General features: G+C 42.6%; 14 protein-coding genes and 1 pseudogene. 5 read left to right on the forward strand and 10 right to left on the reverse strand.

From position 1 onward, the window contains the following. Window positions 1–350: 350 nt before the first annotated feature. From fxsT to V144x_RS28670, 3 genes and pseudogenes are all read left to right on the forward strand, one after another. Complete coding sequence (gene fxsT / locus V144x_RS08380; RefSeq protein ID WP_144984130.1) at window positions 351–3,236, forward strand: FxSxx-COOH system tetratricopeptide repeat protein; 2,886 nt, start codon at window positions 351–353, stop codon at window positions 3,234–3,236. Window positions 3,237–3,407: 171 nt separating this feature from the next. Then, window positions 3,408–4,889, forward strand: a pseudogene (locus V144x_RS28995) (leucine-rich repeat domain-containing protein); the annotation flags it as partial. Between the two features lie 108 nt (window positions 4,890–4,997). Next, entirely contained in the window at window positions 4,998–7,136 is a 2,139-nt protein-coding gene (locus V144x_RS28670; RefSeq protein ID WP_232102764.1) for a COR domain-containing protein, read from the forward strand. A 142-nt stretch (window positions 7,137–7,278) separates the two neighbouring features. Here the strand turns inward: V144x_RS28670 and V144x_RS29000 are convergent, their stop codons facing one another. Beyond that, complete coding sequence (locus tag V144x_RS29000; protein ID WP_144990790.1) at window positions 7,279–7,437, reverse strand: LexA family protein; 159 nt, start codon at window positions 7,435–7,437, stop codon at window positions 7,279–7,281. A gap of 323 nt (window positions 7,438–7,760) precedes the next feature. Between V144x_RS29000 and V144x_RS08395 the strand changes: the two genes are divergently transcribed. Further along, complete coding sequence (locus tag V144x_RS08395; RefSeq protein WP_144984136.1) at window positions 7,761–8,306, forward strand: hypothetical protein; 546 nt, start codon at window positions 7,761–7,763, stop codon at window positions 8,304–8,306. A 269-nt stretch (window positions 8,307–8,575) separates the two neighbouring features. Here the strand turns inward: V144x_RS08395 and V144x_RS08400 are convergent, their stop codons facing one another. The 4 genes from V144x_RS08400 to V144x_RS08415 form a co-directional block, all read right to left on the reverse strand. Continuing rightward, on the reverse strand, window positions 8,576–9,163 hold the full coding sequence (locus tag V144x_RS08400; protein ID WP_197998825.1) for a P-loop NTPase family protein: 588 nt from the start codon (window positions 9,161–9,163) through the stop codon (window positions 8,576–8,578). Next, complete coding sequence (locus tag V144x_RS08405; RefSeq protein WP_144984142.1) at window positions 9,144–10,070, reverse strand: hypothetical protein; 927 nt, start codon at window positions 10,068–10,070, stop codon at window positions 9,144–9,146. The genes V144x_RS08400 and V144x_RS08405 overlap by 20 nt, the downstream gene beginning before the upstream one ends. A 127-nt stretch (window positions 10,071–10,197) precedes the next feature. Next, window positions 10,198–11,100 carry a hypothetical protein gene (locus tag V144x_RS08410; protein ID WP_144984145.1) on the reverse strand — a complete coding sequence of 301 codons (903 nt, stop codon included), beginning with the start codon at window positions 11,098–11,100 and terminating at the stop codon, window positions 10,198–10,200. Between the two features lie 343 nt (window positions 11,101–11,443). Further along, a complete protein-coding gene (locus V144x_RS08415; RefSeq protein WP_144984148.1) occupies window positions 11,444–11,722 on the reverse strand; it encodes a hypothetical protein in 279 nt (92 codons plus the stop codon). A 745-nt stretch (window positions 11,723–12,467) separates the two neighbouring features. On the opposite strand from V144x_RS08415, the gene V144x_RS08420 reads away from it, so the two are divergent. Next, window positions 12,468–12,662, forward strand: a complete 195-nt coding sequence (locus V144x_RS08420; RefSeq protein WP_144984151.1) for a hypothetical protein — start codon at window positions 12,468–12,470, stop codon at window positions 12,660–12,662. 154 nt (window positions 12,663–12,816) lie between these two features. Here the strand turns inward: V144x_RS08420 and V144x_RS08425 are convergent, their stop codons facing one another. The 5 genes from V144x_RS08425 to V144x_RS08445 all read right to left on the reverse strand — a co-directional run bounded on the left by V144x_RS08425 (window position 12,817) and on the right by V144x_RS08445 (window position 16,169). Further along, window positions 12,817–13,197 carry a hypothetical protein gene (locus V144x_RS08425; protein WP_144984154.1) on the reverse strand — a complete coding sequence of 127 codons (381 nt, stop codon included), beginning with the start codon at window positions 13,195–13,197 and terminating at the stop codon, window positions 12,817–12,819. 81 nt (window positions 13,198–13,278) lie between these two features. Next, window positions 13,279–13,833: a hypothetical protein gene (locus V144x_RS08430; RefSeq protein ID WP_144984157.1), complete on the reverse strand. Its 555-nt coding sequence runs from the start codon at window positions 13,831–13,833 to the stop codon at window positions 13,279–13,281. A gap of 170 nt (window positions 13,834–14,003) precedes the next feature. After that, a complete protein-coding gene (locus V144x_RS08435; protein WP_144984160.1) occupies window positions 14,004–15,065 on the reverse strand; it encodes a hypothetical protein in 1,062 nt (353 codons plus the stop codon). A gap of 379 nt (window positions 15,066–15,444) precedes the next feature. After that, complete coding sequence (locus V144x_RS08440) at window positions 15,445–15,675, reverse strand: hypothetical protein (protein WP_144984163.1); 231 nt, start codon at window positions 15,673–15,675, stop codon at window positions 15,445–15,447. Window positions 15,676–15,887: 212 nt separating this feature from the next. Beyond that, complete coding sequence (locus V144x_RS08445; protein WP_144984166.1) at window positions 15,888–16,169, reverse strand: hypothetical protein; 282 nt, start codon at window positions 16,167–16,169, stop codon at window positions 15,888–15,890. Window positions 16,170–17,123: the final 954 nt, after the last annotated feature.

Consider the following 17,123-nt stretch of genomic DNA (forward strand, 5'->3'; position numbering starts at 1 on the left):
GACCAATCAGAAGAGGTAGTACACGAATGACTACTCTTTACGGTACTGTCAGATTTGACGAATTTCAATTCAGGGCAGAGTGAAACCAAATTCTAAAACTGAATATTTCCAAGGAAATTTTCAGTTCCGCAGGTATCAAACGGTGTCTTCACAAAAAAGTGACCAGGTAATAGCAGTTACCCGGACATTTCCACCCTTCGATGATTTTGAGTAAATTCTCCGTGTCGCGAAATTTCATATCGCAGAATGTGTACATATAGACCGATTCGTGTTCTAGTATACGAAACAGCTCATTCGTCCATTTATTTTGAAATTGGAATGTTTTTTTTCACGACCAAGGGTCTACAGAGATGTCACCGAAGCAGCTTTTTTATTCCTATTCTCACAAGGATGAAAATCTACGTGAAGAACTGGAAGAACATTTGAGCCTCTTGAGAAATCAAGAAATCATTAGCGAATGGCACGATCGAAAAATTATCGCTGGAGAGGAATGGGCTGATGAAATTGATCAGAATTTGAAGAATGCAGATATCATTCTGCTACTGATCAGTTCCAGCTTTAATGATTCCGATTACTGCTACAAAAAAGAAATGAAACTTGCGTTGGAGTTGCATGACTCGGGACAAGCTGTTGTTATCCCCGTCATCTTGAGAGATTGCGATTGGGATTCTGCTCCCTATGGAAAGCTTCAGGCACTACCCAAAGATGGGAATGCAGTTACAGGTTCTTACTGGCATAGTACCGACAAAGCTTTTAAAGATGTTGCCAATGGAATTCGTAAAGCTACTCAAAAAAAAACGACAGTAAAAACTAAGATATTTGATGTCCCATTTAATGAAAATCCGGCTTTTACAGGTCGTGAAAACGAACTGAAAAATCTTCGTTCTCGCCTCACTTCCGGTGGTCGAACTGCTCTGACTCAAGCTATCCGCGGATTAGGGGGTATTGGGAAAACACAAATTGCCGTCCAATATGCTTATCAATATCAGGCAGAATATGAATTTGTTTTCTGGGTCCAGTTGACCGATGAGGAAAAAAGGGAACAGACTGATCCCTTACTTCTGCTGTTAAATAGCTATGTCGGTTATTGTGAAAAATTAAGTATCCCCTTCGATCAAACCGAAGCTGAGACGGCGATACCAGCTTTTAAGAATTGGCTGGAACAGCATCATAACTGGTTACTGATTTTTGATAACGCAGATCAACCGAACTCCTTAGAAAGATTCTTACCACTCCAAAGTCAGGGGCATATTCTATTGACCTCTCGGGCAAGTGTGTTCGACACACTGCAAATCCTAGAACCAATCGAAGTCGACAAACTACCTCTGGATCAAGCGACCGCTTTCTTAATCAAACGAGTGGCACGTGAGTTGAATGAATCAGAACAGACATTCGTGCGAGAACTAGCGGAGGAACTCGATAGATTACCTTTGGCCTTAGAGCAAGCCGGTGCCTACCTTCATAGAAAGAAAGCCTCTACTTTCGAAAACTATCTGCGTCGCTATCGCGAGTCAAAATTGACTCATTTAAAACAGCAGGGACCGGTTCTCGGCCAATATTCGAAATCCCTCGAAAAGACTTGGCTAATCAATTTTCAGGAAATAGAAGAAAAGGAGGAATCACAGGCTTCCGCTGATGTACTTCGTTTTTGTGCATTCCTTGCCCCTGATTCCATACCCATAGAATTAATCAGACAAGGGGCACACTATCTGAATGCATCCATTCAGCGTTTTATTGAAGAGACTGGCAATGATGTGTCAGATCTACTTGAGCCATTATTGAATTACTCTCTGATTCAGATGGTGCCTGGGAAGAACGAATTCAGTATTCACCGTCTTGTCCAGGAAGTGATGAAGTCAAGGGTCGACTCACAAGATGAGCAATCGATCTGGCAGGAACGCGTAGTGAACTGTGTCAATAAAATCTATCCCTGGCCTAAGCATGGTAATTGGCAAGTTTGCCGAAGTCTTGCACCACAATGTATGGTCGCCAACGATTACATTAACCAGTTTAAGATAGAAACAGAAAATAGTAGATCATTGTTAGGCAAACAAGCCAATTATTTTTATCAGGTCGGTGAATACGAAGAGGCTGAACCACTCTATTTGCAGGCAATGGAAATTAGTCGTACGGTCCTGGGGGAAAACCATCCGGACTTTGCAACAAGCCTCAACAACCTGGCTAGTTTGTATACAAGCCAGGGGCGTTACGAAGAGGCCGAACCACTCTATTTGCAGGCAAAGGAAATTCGTCGTACGGTCCTGGGGGAAAACCATCCCTCTTTTGCAACAAGCCTCAACAACCTGGCTTTTTTGTATGAAAACCAGGGGCGTTACGAAGAGGCCGAACCACTCTATCAACAGGCAAAGGAAATTCGTCGTACGGTCCTGGGGGAAAACCATCCCTCTTTTGCAACAAACCTCAACAACCTGGCTGGTTTGTATCAAAACCAGGGGCGTTACGAAGAGGCCGAACCACTCCATCAACAGGCAATGGAAATTCGTCGTACGGTCCTGGGGGAAAACCATCCGGACTTTGCAACAAGCCTCAACAACCTGGCTGAACTATATAGAAGCCAGGGGTGTTACGAAGAGGCGGAACCACTCTTTCTAAAGGATATGGAAATTCGTCGTACGGTCCTGGGGGAAAACCATCCGGACTTTGCAACAAGCCTCAACAACCTGGCTGTTTTGTATAAAAGCCAGGGGCGTTACGAAGAGGCGGAACCACTCCATCAACAGGCAATGGAAATTCGTCGTACGGTCCTGGGGGAAAACCATCCGGACTTTGCAACAAGCCTCAACAACCTGGCTATTTTGTATGAAAACCAGGGGCGTTACGAAGAGGCGGAACCACTCCATCAACAGGCAATGGAAATTCGTCCTACGGTCCTGGGGGAAAACCATCCGGACTTTGCAACAAGCCTCAACGACCTGGCTGGTTTGTATCAAAACCAGGGGCGTTACGAAGAGGCCGAACCACTCCATCTAAAAGCAATGGAAATTCGTCGTACGGTCCTGGGGGAAAACCATCCGGACTTTGCAACAAGCCTCAACAACCTGGCTGGTTTGTATGAAAACCAGGGGCGTTACGAAGAGGCGGAAACACTCTATCTAAAGGCAATGGAAATTTTTACTTCGACACTTGGATCGGAACATCCCAAAACGAAAACTGTTAGGAAAAATTACCAGCATTGTAAAGACGCAAAAGATGGGAGAAATGAGGATACACAATGATGTCTTGGTAACTTATGTTACCCGAACATTTTTGTTTGTGTACTCGATAAATAATGACCGGGTAATAGAAGTTACCCGGTCATTAAACGAAGCTACTATGGCAGAGGCAACTATTTTATCCACACCTGAATCGCATTAATATTCCAGTCACTCTCCAGATCAGGACTATCGATGAATTCCACAAAACCACTCATTCCGGTATTAAAAACAAACTTTGATTTACAAAGGGTTTTAAAACAAGCACATGCTGAAGAATGGAATGAGCTTTCTCTTATAAACAATAATTTAGCCATTTCTAATCGCGTGTTCGATCAACAAATCATAGATTACTTAAATATTGCAGAACGATGCTTTCGAATTAGTTCTCCTCTATCATTTGGGAACTTTAATGTAATCAAAAATCTGAAAACACTAAGTTTATTTTTTTTTCAAATCGGAGCTGAGGGGGCACAGACAATCGCCCAACTTCAGAATCTCACCTCGCTCAATCTTATCGAGAACCAGATCGGAGATGAGGGGGCACAGGCGATCGCCCAACTTCAGAATCTCACCTCGCTCAATCTTACCGGGAACCAGATCGGAGATGAGGGGGCACAGGCGATCGCCCAACTTCAGAATCTCACCTCGCTCAATCTTACCGGGAACCAGATCGGAGATGAGGGGGCACAGGCGATCGCCCAACTTCAGAATCTCACCTCGCTCAATCTTAACCGGAACGAGATCGGAGATGAGGGGGCACAGGCGATCGCACAACTTCAGAATCTCACCTCGCTCAATCTTGACTGGAACGAGATCGGAGATGAGGGGGCACAGGCGATCGCCCAACTTCAGAATCTCACCTCGCTCAATCTTGACCGGAACCAGATCGGAGTTGAGGGGGCACAGGCGATCGCCCAACTTCAGAATCTCACCTCGCTCGATCTTTATAGGAACCAGATCGGGGATGAGGGGGCACAGGCGATCGCCCAACTTCAGAATCTCACCTCGCTCAATCTTGACGGGAACCAGATCGGGGATGAGGGGGCACAGGCGATCGCCCAACTTCAGAATCTCACCTCGCTCAATCTTCACTGGAACCAGATCGGAGCTGAGGGGGCACAGGCGATCGCCCAACTTCAGAATCTCACCTCGCTCAATCTTGACTGGAACCAGATCGGAGCTGAGGGGGCACAGGCGATCGCCCAACTTCAGAATCTCACCTCGCTCAATCTTGACCGGAACCAGATCGGAGTTGAGGGGGCACAGGCGATCGCCCAACTTCAGAATCTCACCTCGCTCAATCTTACCGGGAACCAGATCGGAGCTGAGGGGGTACAGGCGATCGCCCAACTTCAGAATCTCACCTCGCTCAATCTTGACGGGAACGAGATCGGAGATGAGGGGGCACAGGCGATCGCCCAACTTCAGAATCTCACCTCGCTCAAACTTCACTGGAACCAGATCGGAGATGAGGGGGCACAGGCGATCGCCCAACTTCAGAATCTCACCTCGCTCAATCTTGACTGGAACGAGATCGGAGATGAGGGGGCACAGGCGATCGCCCAACTTCAGAATCTCACCTCGCTCGATCTTGACGGGAACCAGATCGGAGATGAGGGGGCACAGGCGATCGCCCAACTTCAGAATCTTACCTCGCTCAATCTTCACGGGAACCAGATCGGAGACGAGGGGGCAAAAACTTTATTAGAATTATTATGTAGTTTATCTCGGAAAATTTCCATAACATACTTGAATCTAAAAAACAATAACATATCAGGACTTATGCTTCTCAAAGAAGTCCTAGATACAACAGACGCACAATCAATACTTGCTGCATATCGTCGATTTACTGATTCAGAAAAACAACAAAATAACGAACCACTAAACGAAGCGAAATTACTTGTGGTAGGCCATGAGGATGTAGGAAAGACATCCCTAATTAAGTTTCTTGCCAAAGGTGAAACTTGTGATCCTCAAGAAAAAAAAACCGTTGGTGTTGATATCAGAGAAAAAATTGAAACGCATACTTGGGCCCCAGAAAATACTAACATCATACTAAATATTTGGGACTTTGGCGGCCAATTAATGATGCATCAAACGCATCGTTTTTTTTTCACTGAAAGGAGTCTCTATTTAATTGTGTTGAGTGATCGGACTGAAGATGAGAAGAAGTCTGCACATTCATGGTTAAGAACAATTCAGTCTCACGGAAGAGAATCACCAGTTATTATAGTGATCAATAAGTCTGATGAAGGTAAACAGAGTTTACAACTCAATGAAGTAGGATTGAAGAAAGACTATCCAAATATTATCTGTTTTCATCGCACATCCTGCACAAAAGGTGAATTTGCAAAACAGAGTATTGATAGTTTGAAAATAATAATTTCAACTGCACTTTTCAATGAAGAACAGTTGAAAGAGATCCATGATCCAATCCCAAATTCTTGGAAAAGAGTGAAAAATTCATTAGAAGATCAGTCGGCACAAAATAATGTCTTGAAGCACTCTGATTTTATTAAATTATGTGAGATCCCAGACTCGAATGAGACAATTGAATTAATTGATAATCCAGATGAACAACGAGCCTTACTTAGGCTATTAAATAAACTAGGTGTCATTGTATCACATGGGCTCGACAATAACTCTCCAGCAGCTTTTAAGGAAATTGTTTTACTGAACCCGAATTGGATCACTGACGCAATTTACAAATTGCTAAATAGTCAACTAATCAGTCACCAAAATGGAGAATTTTCGAGACAGCAGATGGCTAAGATCCTGGACGGCACGATCTACCCGAAGGAAACTTATGAGTACATCTTAAGTATGATGGAATCTGATGAAATTGGGCTCTGTTTCGAAATCCCGAATAGCAATCATGAGAAATATCTAATTCCCGAAGCTCTTACTCCTAACGAACCTGAATATCAATATTTTTTTTCTGATTCGTTAAGGTTTCGGTTCAGTTATGACTTTTTACCAACTGGCTTGATTCCTCGATTCATTGTGAACTCTTTTGGTAATTTAACGGCTAAAAAAACTCTTTGGAGAACAGGTTGTTTGCTAGAAGCTGCTTCTTGTCCGATCGTAGTCAAGGGAAATAACGATAAGAATGTCGTTGATATTTTTGTTAGTGGAAAAGCTCAATACCGAAGATCTGCGCTTAGTATTATTATCAATACTCTAGAAATTGTTCATACACTTTTCCCAGAGGCGGGTGCAGAAGCACGCGTCCCCATGCCAAGCCTACCAGAGGTCGATGTCGGATATAACCATCTACTTAAATTAGAATCGAAATATGGTCCGGAACATGAGTTTGAACCAGAGGACGCTGATCGACTCTATACAGTTAAAGAATTGCTGGATGGAATTCGTTTTGACAACTCGATATCTACAGAAAAATCGAGAGAAAAAAACTATTCTCTCGATGGACTGAGTTCTATTCACATGGGTGATTACTCACAGATCAATATCGGTGAAAGCCGGCAGAATCAAATTAATTCAGTTCAAAATCATCAATCACCAAACAAATCATTTAAATCTACCGTCATCTCGTGGCCATATATATCAATAGCTGCTGGCATCATCACCAGTATTTTTATTCTAATTATGATTTTGCTCCCTTCAAATGCATGGCGTGCTTATTTAGGTTTACCTATTGGTGGAGGAATGCTAGTTGCAATTTGGACATTTTTTCGAGATCCAAAATATTACTATCGTCGTTTGCTGAGCTATATTATTTCGTTCGGATTGGCAGTGATAGCGACTGGTGTTTCGTTTGATGCATATTTTAGAACTGATACTAGCCAAGGAGGAATCAGATGGGATGGTTCAATCAGTTTTGGATTTTATTTTGTCTGGGCAATCTGCATCACAGTATTTGTAGTTGCAGATTTTTTGACAAATAATAGGCAAGATTCATGATGACCGGATAATAAGCGTTACCCAGTCTTCTTTCATTAATCTCACAAAAGAAGAGATCCGTAAACGAAAACTTACCAGATATTTTTTACTGAATCACACCACGGTACGGAATTCTTAGATTATCTATCACTTCTAAACCACATTACATGAACTGGAGTCGTCTCTCCTTTGCATTTGCTTCTATAGCTTTAAGATGATCAGAAACACCATTCGAAGAATTAATTCCAAATCTACTTTCAATTTTTCTTACTTTGAGAACATAGCCAATCTTGGTAATGAATTCACGAATGTAACTTAGGATTCGCTGTTGTCTTTAAGTTAATTTTTCATGAGTAAGCTAAGTGTTTCTAGTCAGAGACAAGAACTCAGATGATCGTCATACCAAAGACAAAAAGTAGTGGTTGGATAAATGCAAAGTTTTTCCATAATTTGAAAGGATAATAAGTACACAATGACTAGACAACTTTTGTTATTTGAAAAAACTAATGAATATTATTTATCAGATTCCATAAACATGTATATTATTTTTTATTGGCTAAATGTTTACATGTGGTATTATGAAATTCGTCCATTATTGTTAAGTAAATGTTTAGAATTAGTAAATATGATTGAGGGGAGAAACAAATGAATGATCAAAAGTTAACATCGAACGAAATAATTGCATCATTAAAAGAATTGACAGATAGAATACAAGATGTTGAAGATGAGCTTTTTCCTGAAATTTCAGAAGACGAATACATCGAAAATTGGACATATAATAACGAAGTGTTTAAAGAACCTTCAAACTTTTTGGAACGGGACGATGACAGACCTCACCCAGGAGAACTACCTCACGAGAGAAGGGAGGAAGAAGAAAGAGAAGCGAGAAGGAAAGAAAGAATAAAAGAGATCGAACGAAGAAAGGAGCACGAAAGAAAACTAAATACATGTATCAAGCTTAAATTACGAAAAATAAAGCGTAATAAAAAAGCTTCAAGAGGAGTGAAAAATGTTGATAAGAAAAAAACTGCAGATAAAGCTCTCAAAAAAATGAAAAAAAATCCAAACATGAAAAAAGGGCGAATCATGGCTCCGAAAATTAAAGAAATAGAAGATGATTGTAAGGTTCGACTAATCATTTCTTGGAAGGATGATTTTGAGTTCAGATTTGAATTAGAGTGTGTATTTTAGTTGTAACAGTTAAGACTTAATCTGGCTTCCTTTCTAAAATTAAAAATGATGGGTGGTAAACAACCTTTTCCCACCCACTCACTCTCTGTTTTTAGCAGAACACAAACATTACGCGCTAATTGCTTTAACCCTTCGCTACTGCTTGCGCGTTGCGCTAAACAACCTGTCTAGGGCAATACCAGCAGGTTTCAACCTTACCTGATCCATGATGATGGGGGCACAACTACTCTACTTCAGCCGTGTCATTGTCATAATCACAGCGAATGAATTTAGGACTCTCCACTTTCCTGCCTTCGCCATTCAAAACGTCGGTCTTCTCCTTCTGCCCACACGATAGGACCACAGAATGCACGACTATAGATTCGCTCATCAAACACCTCGGTAAATCGTTTGTGATCCAGATTCGTTGTGATCAATGTGGGTTTCCCCGGTCGCAAATCAAGAATGCGTTTTAAGATTTCGTATTTTGATGGTGTCGGCTCTTTAATCCCCATATCATCCAGGCAGAGCAGACCAGCCCTGGAGATCTTCGCATAAAAATTACCTTCAAACTGTTCTGAGGTCGTTCCGTTGCTGAATCTGGTCGTTATGGAATGGGTCGGTGAAGTACGACAGGCAATAATTTTTGATAATAAGTCTGAGGTGTCATACCAGAGGATTGTGGCCGGCTTTTGAGGGGGCACTCGCCATGACCGATAGACGCACGCCATGGCAAACGTTTTCCCTGTCCCGACAGGCCCTGAAATCATGATTGGCCATCTCAATTTTGTCAGGGCCTCCACAAGATCCTCGGCAAGTGTTTTTGATACTTTCACCCAATCTGGATCCGGAACACCTTCAGGTGCCTGCCTTGGCATTTCTGTCTGCGTCAAGCAACTCAAAACTATCTGGTGTGGAGTCAATTCTTGCGGGGTCTCTGCGTTCGATTCTCCGTTTTCGTTCGTCATAACTTCCCTCCAGAATTTTCATGACATTTTTTTCACCTGTTTTCCCTTTGGCAAACAACCACACAAACTTGAACCAACCCTGTCCATGCAGGAACGTACCATCGCGAATGCGGTTCATGAGTGTGGGAATGTCCTCGAATGCCTCGCGCCACTCAGGATCGTTCTGGACGCGACGCCAGCCCCGGAGGACTTCTTTGCCCCGATGATGGGAGATTTTGTGGCCTATCCCAGGGGGGAGGGCTTCGAAGGCGTGTATGAGTTCATCCAGCTTTTCAGGTTTTGCAATTTTGGGGTCAGGAGGGAGATCGCTGCCGTCAGGCTGCGAATCCTTTTCTTTTTTCTCTTTTTCTTTTATTAATCTATTCTCATTCTCTTTCTCTCTCTTAGTCCGACTAATTCTGGAAGATGTTCCAGGATTACTCGGAACATTTTCGGAAGATGTTCCAGAAATATTCCGAGTTTGCTCGGAAGGTCTGCGCACGGTTTTTTGCTTTCGTCTTCGATCCATGGCCCGCTTTTTTGATGATTCTCCCATGTGTTCCTCGAACTCGGGAAATAAAACCCCGTCATCACTAAGTTCAAGCCAGCCAACGGTTACCATTGCCTGGGCAAACCCCGGGCAGTCGACTCTTTTGTCGATATCGGCATCATCTGCAAAAGGGACAAAGCCGTCCGCGGTTCTTCCGTCTGCCCAGGACCAGACAACGATCAGGCACCCGATGACGTCAAAAACCCGCAATCCCGTTGCTTTGGCGATCGCGGAAACCTTGGGTTCGTCTACCAGACATTTCCTCGCCTTGATCCATTCGTCATACATGTTGTGAAACACCTTCCCAAATTGTTCCGAGTGATTCTGGAACATCTTCCAGAAATACTCGGAATGAATGACTCGGCTGCAGACACACTGAGATCTCCTTCTCAACAGCCGAGTCGCTTCCTTGTAACTAGGCTGGAACCCCGCAAAGCAGTGAAACAACCGCTTCAATGATGGGTCTGATCTCGCGCCAGCGTTTGGGAGAAATAAAACGGCCTCTGATTCCATCTTCGTTGAAAGAGAGCCAGTCATGCCAGCCATGGGTCAATTGATGCCCATTACTGGCACGCGATTCATACTGAATCAATTCATTTGACAAATCGAAAGTCAGTACACACCCGATGAAATAAATGATGTGTTCTCCGGTCGAATCCCGCCATTTATGAGCTACCTGATGACGGTTCAGGAAGGCTCTGATCTGTTTTTCCACGGTCATCGGTGTGACTGGTACTTCATCAGAAGCGGGAGACCAAGCTGACTTGAATACACTCCCCCGATTCTGATCAGTCTGCTGGCTGTGATTGAGAACCGAGTCTGGAGGGACAGCAGAACTATGATTCACCATTGGCGGACTGATTCGTTTGACCTTGATCCCGTTGCACCACCTGATATTTCGATAGGCGTGAATCCATTTCAGGAAGCCTGCCGGCAGTAAATCTGTTTGGGGGAAACGGGACGTGATTTCAAGAAAGACCGGTTCAAATCGGTTCCACCATGCCACATCAATCTTTCGATACTGCAAGTGAGTCTCATCCAGAGCCGCCCATTCCTGTGAACTGCCGGGCTGAACCCGATACGGACGGCTGTTGTGCCAGATCGCCACTCTGTTGAATCTCGGAAAAAACAGGACTGAATGTGATTCGACGCCGATGGCGTAAACTTCCTGTTCGGGATTCCAATCGTAAACAAACTCTTTGAATCCATGTTGCTCCATGAGGTCCAGCAGCTCTGTTTCTGAGATGATCAATGTTTGTCTTTCCTCATTAACTGGATTCTTCTGATCTTCAGGAGTTGGATTTCTGTCTATTGTCATTGTCCTGACTTTCTGAAAAGTGATAAAATTTCCCAATGACGATGTGGTCAAAGGATGTATAAAACAGGGGACGCCAATCGAGTAAGGGCGAGTGAATGACGCTAGATAACGAATCTGCACCCTGCAAAAAGTTTTGAAAATCCACACGGCAATGAGAGTCATCAGCCCTCTCGATCGCTTCAGACTGTAAGGTTAGAGATTTCTGCGAGATGTCTTCGTGTGGATGTTTCAGGTGGTTCATTAGCGCGTACCTTCTTCGCAGAAAAAATAAAGTTGTTTGAAAAATAGCATTTAAGTAACGGTGGTTAGGCTCTGTGCTGTGCTCTTGATTTGGCTTGATGGCTTAAGCAGTGGCTGATTCTGGTTGTTCTGAATCTTCGTTGATTAGTACATGCGATTTACGTTGTCTTTTTTCAACGGGTCGCAACAGATCCCAGAGGTCAGATGCTCGTGCCCATTGTCGACCAGCAAACCACCTCAATTCAAGACCATTACTTTTGAGTTGTTCAATAGCTGGCCTTCCAGCTCCTGCAGACTTTGCGATGTCTGAAATTGGATAAATACAATTTAGATCGAGCTTTAAAATATCACCTGATTTGATTTCTTTTGTTTTTGTTTTCATTTAATTCCCCATCTATTTGAGTAAAGACGAGGTCAACATTACATCTTTTTTTTCGAGTGTAAATCGTGATTGTTGTATTAACTGTAGTTATGGCATTGGTGCCAAAAAAATGTTATGAGATTTTTATGGAAGAGTTCCTGGAAAGTTCCGGGAATTTTTATTCTAGAGTTTTTACAAAAAAATTCACTGAATGTGGAATGGCATCTGTTGAATGTCACCTAATCAATAATCCGATGGATCATGAATAGATCCTGTAGACCCAATTGTAGACCAGGGCATGGATAAAAACGCCATCGTTGACCAAAGTGCGGCTTGTAAATCAATCGAACCTTAATTAGGTTACAATCACTATGACATTATCATGACAGTGTTTATATATTCCTAAAGCATAGGTCGCAGGTTCGAATCCTGCCGGGGGTAATAAAATTGATCTGTTATTGTGGGTTTGGGTGATCAGATATTATTAAGTATCTGTGTATGCGGTTCGGTGTAGTGATGTCATGATCGGACTTGTATTTTATTTAATTATAGTTACTTTTGTGGCGTTAATAATTTATGGCGCCATACTTGCGTTTGCATTTACACGAAAGAAGAATCACTGGTGGGCACACGTCATAGTTGTTGGTAGCTGCGTCGTATTTCTTTTATGGGGGCAATACTTGATATTTGTCTTGGCTGATTTCTCAGTGATTCTCTTAAAATTATGTATGAAGTTGAGCCCAGCTGGGACATTTAGAGCCAGGTGATGCTGTCATTCGAAGGATCGCAAAGAGACGGCCACCGCAAAAACGAGTATTACCAACGGCTCTGTGAATTGGCAGTAAAGCTTGAACTGCCTTATGACTCACCAGTCCACAAGATCCTTGCCACAGTCAAAGCCCCCACCATAGAACAGGCTAAGCTGGTAGCTACAGTGCTGGGGCGAGGAAAGAGCGGTTGATATTCATTATAAGCTGGGATGGTGAAGAGGATTGAGGTACCGAAGTGTAGAGAGGTAATGGAGCAGAATTAAAAACTCCCAACCACAAACAGGGCCGTGAATATTATGTCAGAGAATCAAGAGCCTGCTTGACCACTCACGTCATCATCCTATCTCATAATAGCGAACCGTCATACCCGAGACTTTTGAGATAACTCTCCAACAGGCTAAGCACATACCACAATATCGTGCAGTTAACCACTATCATGAACCATGTCGCCAACTTAATATCTGAAAGATTCGTATCCCCGCTTGGGAACCACGAGAAAGCCAATTCACCGAAGACTATCCCATTGACGCCAGCAATAATCGCAAAAAGTCCCAATCCGATGAGCTTTTTGGAAATCTTAATCTCCGTGACTTCTCCACTTGCCTGGTAGACCGGCCAACCGACGAACACAAGGAGAATTAGGCAGCCAATTCCAAGCACACCAAGCCCTATGAGTCGATAGCTTGGCGATTTCTTGCTTGTTGATTCATCGTCGACTTCATCCATCACAGCCCCCTTTTCTTGTGTCCTATCTAGAATTTGACTGAATAATATTGGTAGAATCCGCCCTAATCAGGGCGGCTTTGTTTATTTGGGAGATGGGTCTTCTGAGTTGTCGCCTTTGCCATCTCGTCTTTCCTTGCACCATCCACGACAACACTGCCACTTCATGTACGGAACTTTGTCCCCATTCGCTGAGACAAACAGGACACGTTTTTCGCTTCTGCGGCGTTCGTACAACTCGCCGCATCGGCATCTGAAGTAGCCGAACTCCCCTTCGTGTTGTTCTAGCTCAAAGTCACCAAAGTCTGCAAGCAGTCCGCTCCTGCAATTCCCGCTTCTGCACGGCGGCAGGTACGGGATTCCATCTTTGACGACCCCCTCCAGCAGAGCAAACAGAGCAATCAGCCCATACAGGACAGCAAAGGCTATAGCGCAACCCGCAGGGAACCCTGCGAGATAGCCCAACAAGCCGAATCGTTCTCCACAAACCATGGTAAACACCAAACCTGCCAACAACATAGTCAGGACGAGAAGCAATTCAAATCCCGTTGCACCCGTGCGTTTCTTCCTCCAACCGGGAATTCCCATATGGGTTGAGCCTGAGACCGATCCGGAATCGTCATTGATAAAGGCGAACATAATCATCAATTAACCAGCCTACCAAATCCATCCTCGTGTTCAACCATCAAGTGTAAAAGCGAATCCTAAAGTGGGGAATTAATGTAAAAAAGCCGCCCAGAATTGGACGGCTTTTTTGTTTAGAAACCTGTCCTAACCTCGCAATTGCCGTTAGAAAATTACCACAGTAATCAATAGGTGACGTAAGTAGAGCCATTTTTTACAGAAATAGATTTATCATCAGTTTTTGCAACGTTTCTTACAAAGCTTGTATGATTTATTGTTCCAGAAAGTAAATATATGTGACCATTGGTAATATCAAGGCGACTGCTATAGTCGACTACAATATTCATTTTGGTCGCTCCAACCCTGCCCAGGAACATAGAACTAGAATAACTATGATTCACATTAAGATCTGTTGTCTCTATCGCACCAATATTTACAAAGGCAGAATGGTTACTTTTAATTGAAGTAGTACCTGGATTAGTAATTGTGCTGATTGTAACCGTACTGGAACTTGAAACTTCGACTGAGAGATCTAAACATTTTAGATTAGTAATTACAATACTTCCTGAACTAGATGCTTTGATAATTGCACTATCGCAAAAGAGGTTTTTTAAGCTTTTACTAGTACCATTAACAATGATTTCACGAGATACTGGTGGAACATACTTGTGCATCATTATTTTTACAAAATGCTTCCAGTTGTTAGGCAATGTACGATTTCCAAACCAATAAATATTACAAGTGCGGCTATTGTAATTAATAACTGAGCCCTGAACCGATATCTTTGCTGCAAACCCAATAAAGTCAGTTGGTTTTCGTCCAAGCATTTTTATAAGCTGACTATGCATCGTTTTGGCGTTAGGATCATCTTCATACTTAAACAGGGGTTTTGTTTTTACATTTTTAAATTTTGGAAGTGGATCAATCCATGTTTTCGGTTTTTCTCCTTTTTTGACGAGTTGGCCAGGAAAAAGAAAGCATGTACCTGGAGTGATTTCTCCATAGTAATCGTCTTTCCAAGATGTAACAGCCACTAATCCAGTTACTCCAAACTGAGGATTCATCCTCAAGAGGTAATAATTATTAATGGATTCCTGTACTATTAAACTCTTAGTAGGAATTGGAGGAGGGTCAACATAAGCTGACTGACAAACAGATGATTTTGAGAGAACGAAAAGAATGCAAAGGGAAATTAAATAGCTTCGTTTTTTTAGTGGTGAGGTCAAATGATTTAGTACAGTTCTCATAATGTGTAGCCCCTGATTTCAAAATGGTTATTCTTGTTATGACGTATTCCCATACAAAATATGTCCATACTCAAAAATATATACTTATCAACATATTCATAGTTTTCAAATGGTAAATATATGTTTCTAATAAAATCATGCGTATACATCCATGTGTGTATATTTTTTCTGTAATAGCTTTTTACTTCAGGATTTTATTGCAATGTACAAAGTACAGTGTATTGTGAATAGATCTCAGTCCCCAAGTTCGCCAGGTGGCGACCGCGTGTGACCCGCTGGAGGTGGTCACGTAGATTTAAAATCCGCGTCAATTCTTCAGGTCTGCATTGAATCCCAGACCTCCAAACCAAGGAAGTCTTTAAGCGATTCTGCGCGTCGTTTATTGAGCGATATTCTTACGCGCCGAGAGACAATTATGCCCCACTTCATACGAACCATTAGCAGAAGAAACTACCGAGTATTCGAGCTCATAAGAAAGCACCATGAGCAGTGCCAAGATGGTATGACCTTCAATTCTATGCACCTCTACTTCAGGTGTGATCGAAGCAAGCTTTTGAATGCAGTAAACGTTCTCATGCGGCACAGATTCATCGAGCAGGACGACCGGCATATGTATTACCCGGTGGATCGTATGCCGCTTCTGATGCCTTACTATGGGACAGTATCTGTGTAATGACAGGCAGAATTACTAACGACATTGTGTGACCGGCGAAACAAAAAGGGATGGTTGATTGTGTTGGAGCTGGAGCGGTCACCAGAACTGGTTGAGAAGCTTTATTTGCAGATGTTTAGTGATTAAGAAGCCGGTGGGGAGTGGTATGATTACTTCCACTTTGCCCAAAATAAAAGTGGAAGGGAACAGCCAAGTCCACCACCTGCCAGGATACCTATGGGGACGGTAAAAAAAAGAAAAACCCAACCAACTTGCTCGAAACCATCGCCCATGAGTACGCAAAAAAAATAAGGGGCATAAAATCCAACAACTGCACCAAGAGCGACTCCAATAATTGCTAAAATTACACTTGAGATAAAGGTTAAGATAGCTTTCAACACCATCAAGAGTTCGTCTTCTATTCCATCTTGTATTTCGTTTTCTTCAGACACGCCAATACCTCAGTTTTCAGTCTAGTTGAACAGGAGAGCCTAGTTGTCGCGTACATATTAAAGGCGTAGGAAGTAATCGGATATCACGCGATGTTTGGATAATTTGATAAAAAATCAGGCAGAAGTGATTAAGAAGCTGACGGGGGAGTGATATGAGCGATTAATGCTTAGGACTACACAAGTCATAGTAATGCTCAAAAAGATCACCGCAAAAAGAATTGTTTTGTATAGCCTAAGCAAGTGGGGCGTAAATGGTTATTAATTGAGCTTCCCTTCTTGGGGGAATTTGCCCGTACTCGTCTTCTGACAAAGCGCAAACAGGGCCAATACTTAAGATATAAACCACAAGCAAAAAAGGAATTGCATAACAAACGAACCGAATAAATCGAGATTCTTTTCGTTCAGACATAAGAACTATCTCAAGCAGCCTCAGCATTTGAGGGAGAATGATTAAAATAAAATACAACAGAAATCTACGTAAAAGATATTAACTAAGTCGTTCCTAGTCTAAATAAATTATTTCAAAACAAAAATATTGGTAGTCAAAAAGAAGCTCACCAATAAATTGATTGTTTTCTGCAGTCCAGAACAAGGGAGCATAAAAAGACTCGATATTCATATTAGAGAAAATTGAATCAGATTCCACTAGTTCATGAGTATGTCTAGCCATTAAACATGAGTTTAAAACTTTCGCATAAACAGGGCCAACACTCAGGACATAAATCACTAACAGTATGGGAATGGCATAACCGACAAACCGGAGAACTTTCCATCGCTTTTTTTCAGACATACGAACTACCTCAAGCAGCCTCAGCGTGTGTGGGAGAGTGTTTAATTAACCTAGCGATCTGTTCCATTGCAGACGTCAATGTAAGCACGAATAGAGTCACCGACAAATTTATTATTAGATGCGCACCACTCTAATGGACCATAGAATATCATTATGGGTTTCAT

The organism is Gimesia aquarii (assembly GCF_007748195.1).
Classification (GTDB): Bacteria; Planctomycetota; Planctomycetia; order Planctomycetales; family Planctomycetaceae; genus Gimesia; species Gimesia aquarii.

What these genes read in the sequence shown, in the direction of transcription:
- fxsT (WP_144984130.1), top strand. Translation starts at nt 351, where the DNA reads ATGTCACCGAAGCAGCTTTTTTATTCCTATTCTCACAAGGATGAAAAT.
- V144x_RS28670 (WP_232102764.1), top strand. Translation starts at nt 4,998, where the DNA reads ATGCTTCTCAAAGAAGTCCTAGATACAACAGACGCACAATCAATACTT.
- V144x_RS08395 (WP_144984136.1), top strand. Translation starts at nt 7,761, where the DNA reads ATGAATGATCAAAAGTTAACATCGAACGAAATAATTGCATCATTAAAA.
- V144x_RS08400 (WP_197998825.1), bottom strand. Translation starts at nt 9,163, where the DNA reads ATGCCAAGGCAGGCACCTGAAGGTGTTCCGGATCCAGATTGGGTGAAA.
- V144x_RS08405 (WP_144984142.1), bottom strand. Translation starts at nt 10,070, where the DNA reads ATGTATGACGAATGGATCAAGGCGAGGAAATGTCTGGTAGACGAACCC.
- V144x_RS08410 (WP_144984145.1), bottom strand. Translation starts at nt 11,100, where the DNA reads ATGACAATAGACAGAAATCCAACTCCTGAAGATCAGAAGAATCCAGTT.
- V144x_RS08415 (WP_144984148.1), bottom strand. Translation starts at nt 11,722, where the DNA reads ATGAAAACAAAAACAAAAGAAATCAAATCAGGTGATATTTTAAAGCTC.
- V144x_RS08420 (WP_144984151.1), top strand. Translation starts at nt 12,468, where the DNA reads ATGCTGTCATTCGAAGGATCGCAAAGAGACGGCCACCGCAAAAACGAG.
- V144x_RS08425 (WP_144984154.1), bottom strand. Translation starts at nt 13,197, where the DNA reads ATGGATGAAGTCGACGATGAATCAACAAGCAAGAAATCGCCAAGCTAT.
- V144x_RS08430 (WP_144984157.1), bottom strand. Translation starts at nt 13,833, where the DNA reads ATGTTCGCCTTTATCAATGACGATTCCGGATCGGTCTCAGGCTCAACC.
- V144x_RS08435 (WP_144984160.1), bottom strand. Translation starts at nt 15,065, where the DNA reads ATGAGAACTGTACTAAATCATTTGACCTCACCACTAAAAAAACGAAGC.
- V144x_RS08440 (WP_144984163.1), bottom strand. Translation starts at nt 15,675, where the DNA reads ATGCCGGTCGTCCTGCTCGATGAATCTGTGCCGCATGAGAACGTTTAC.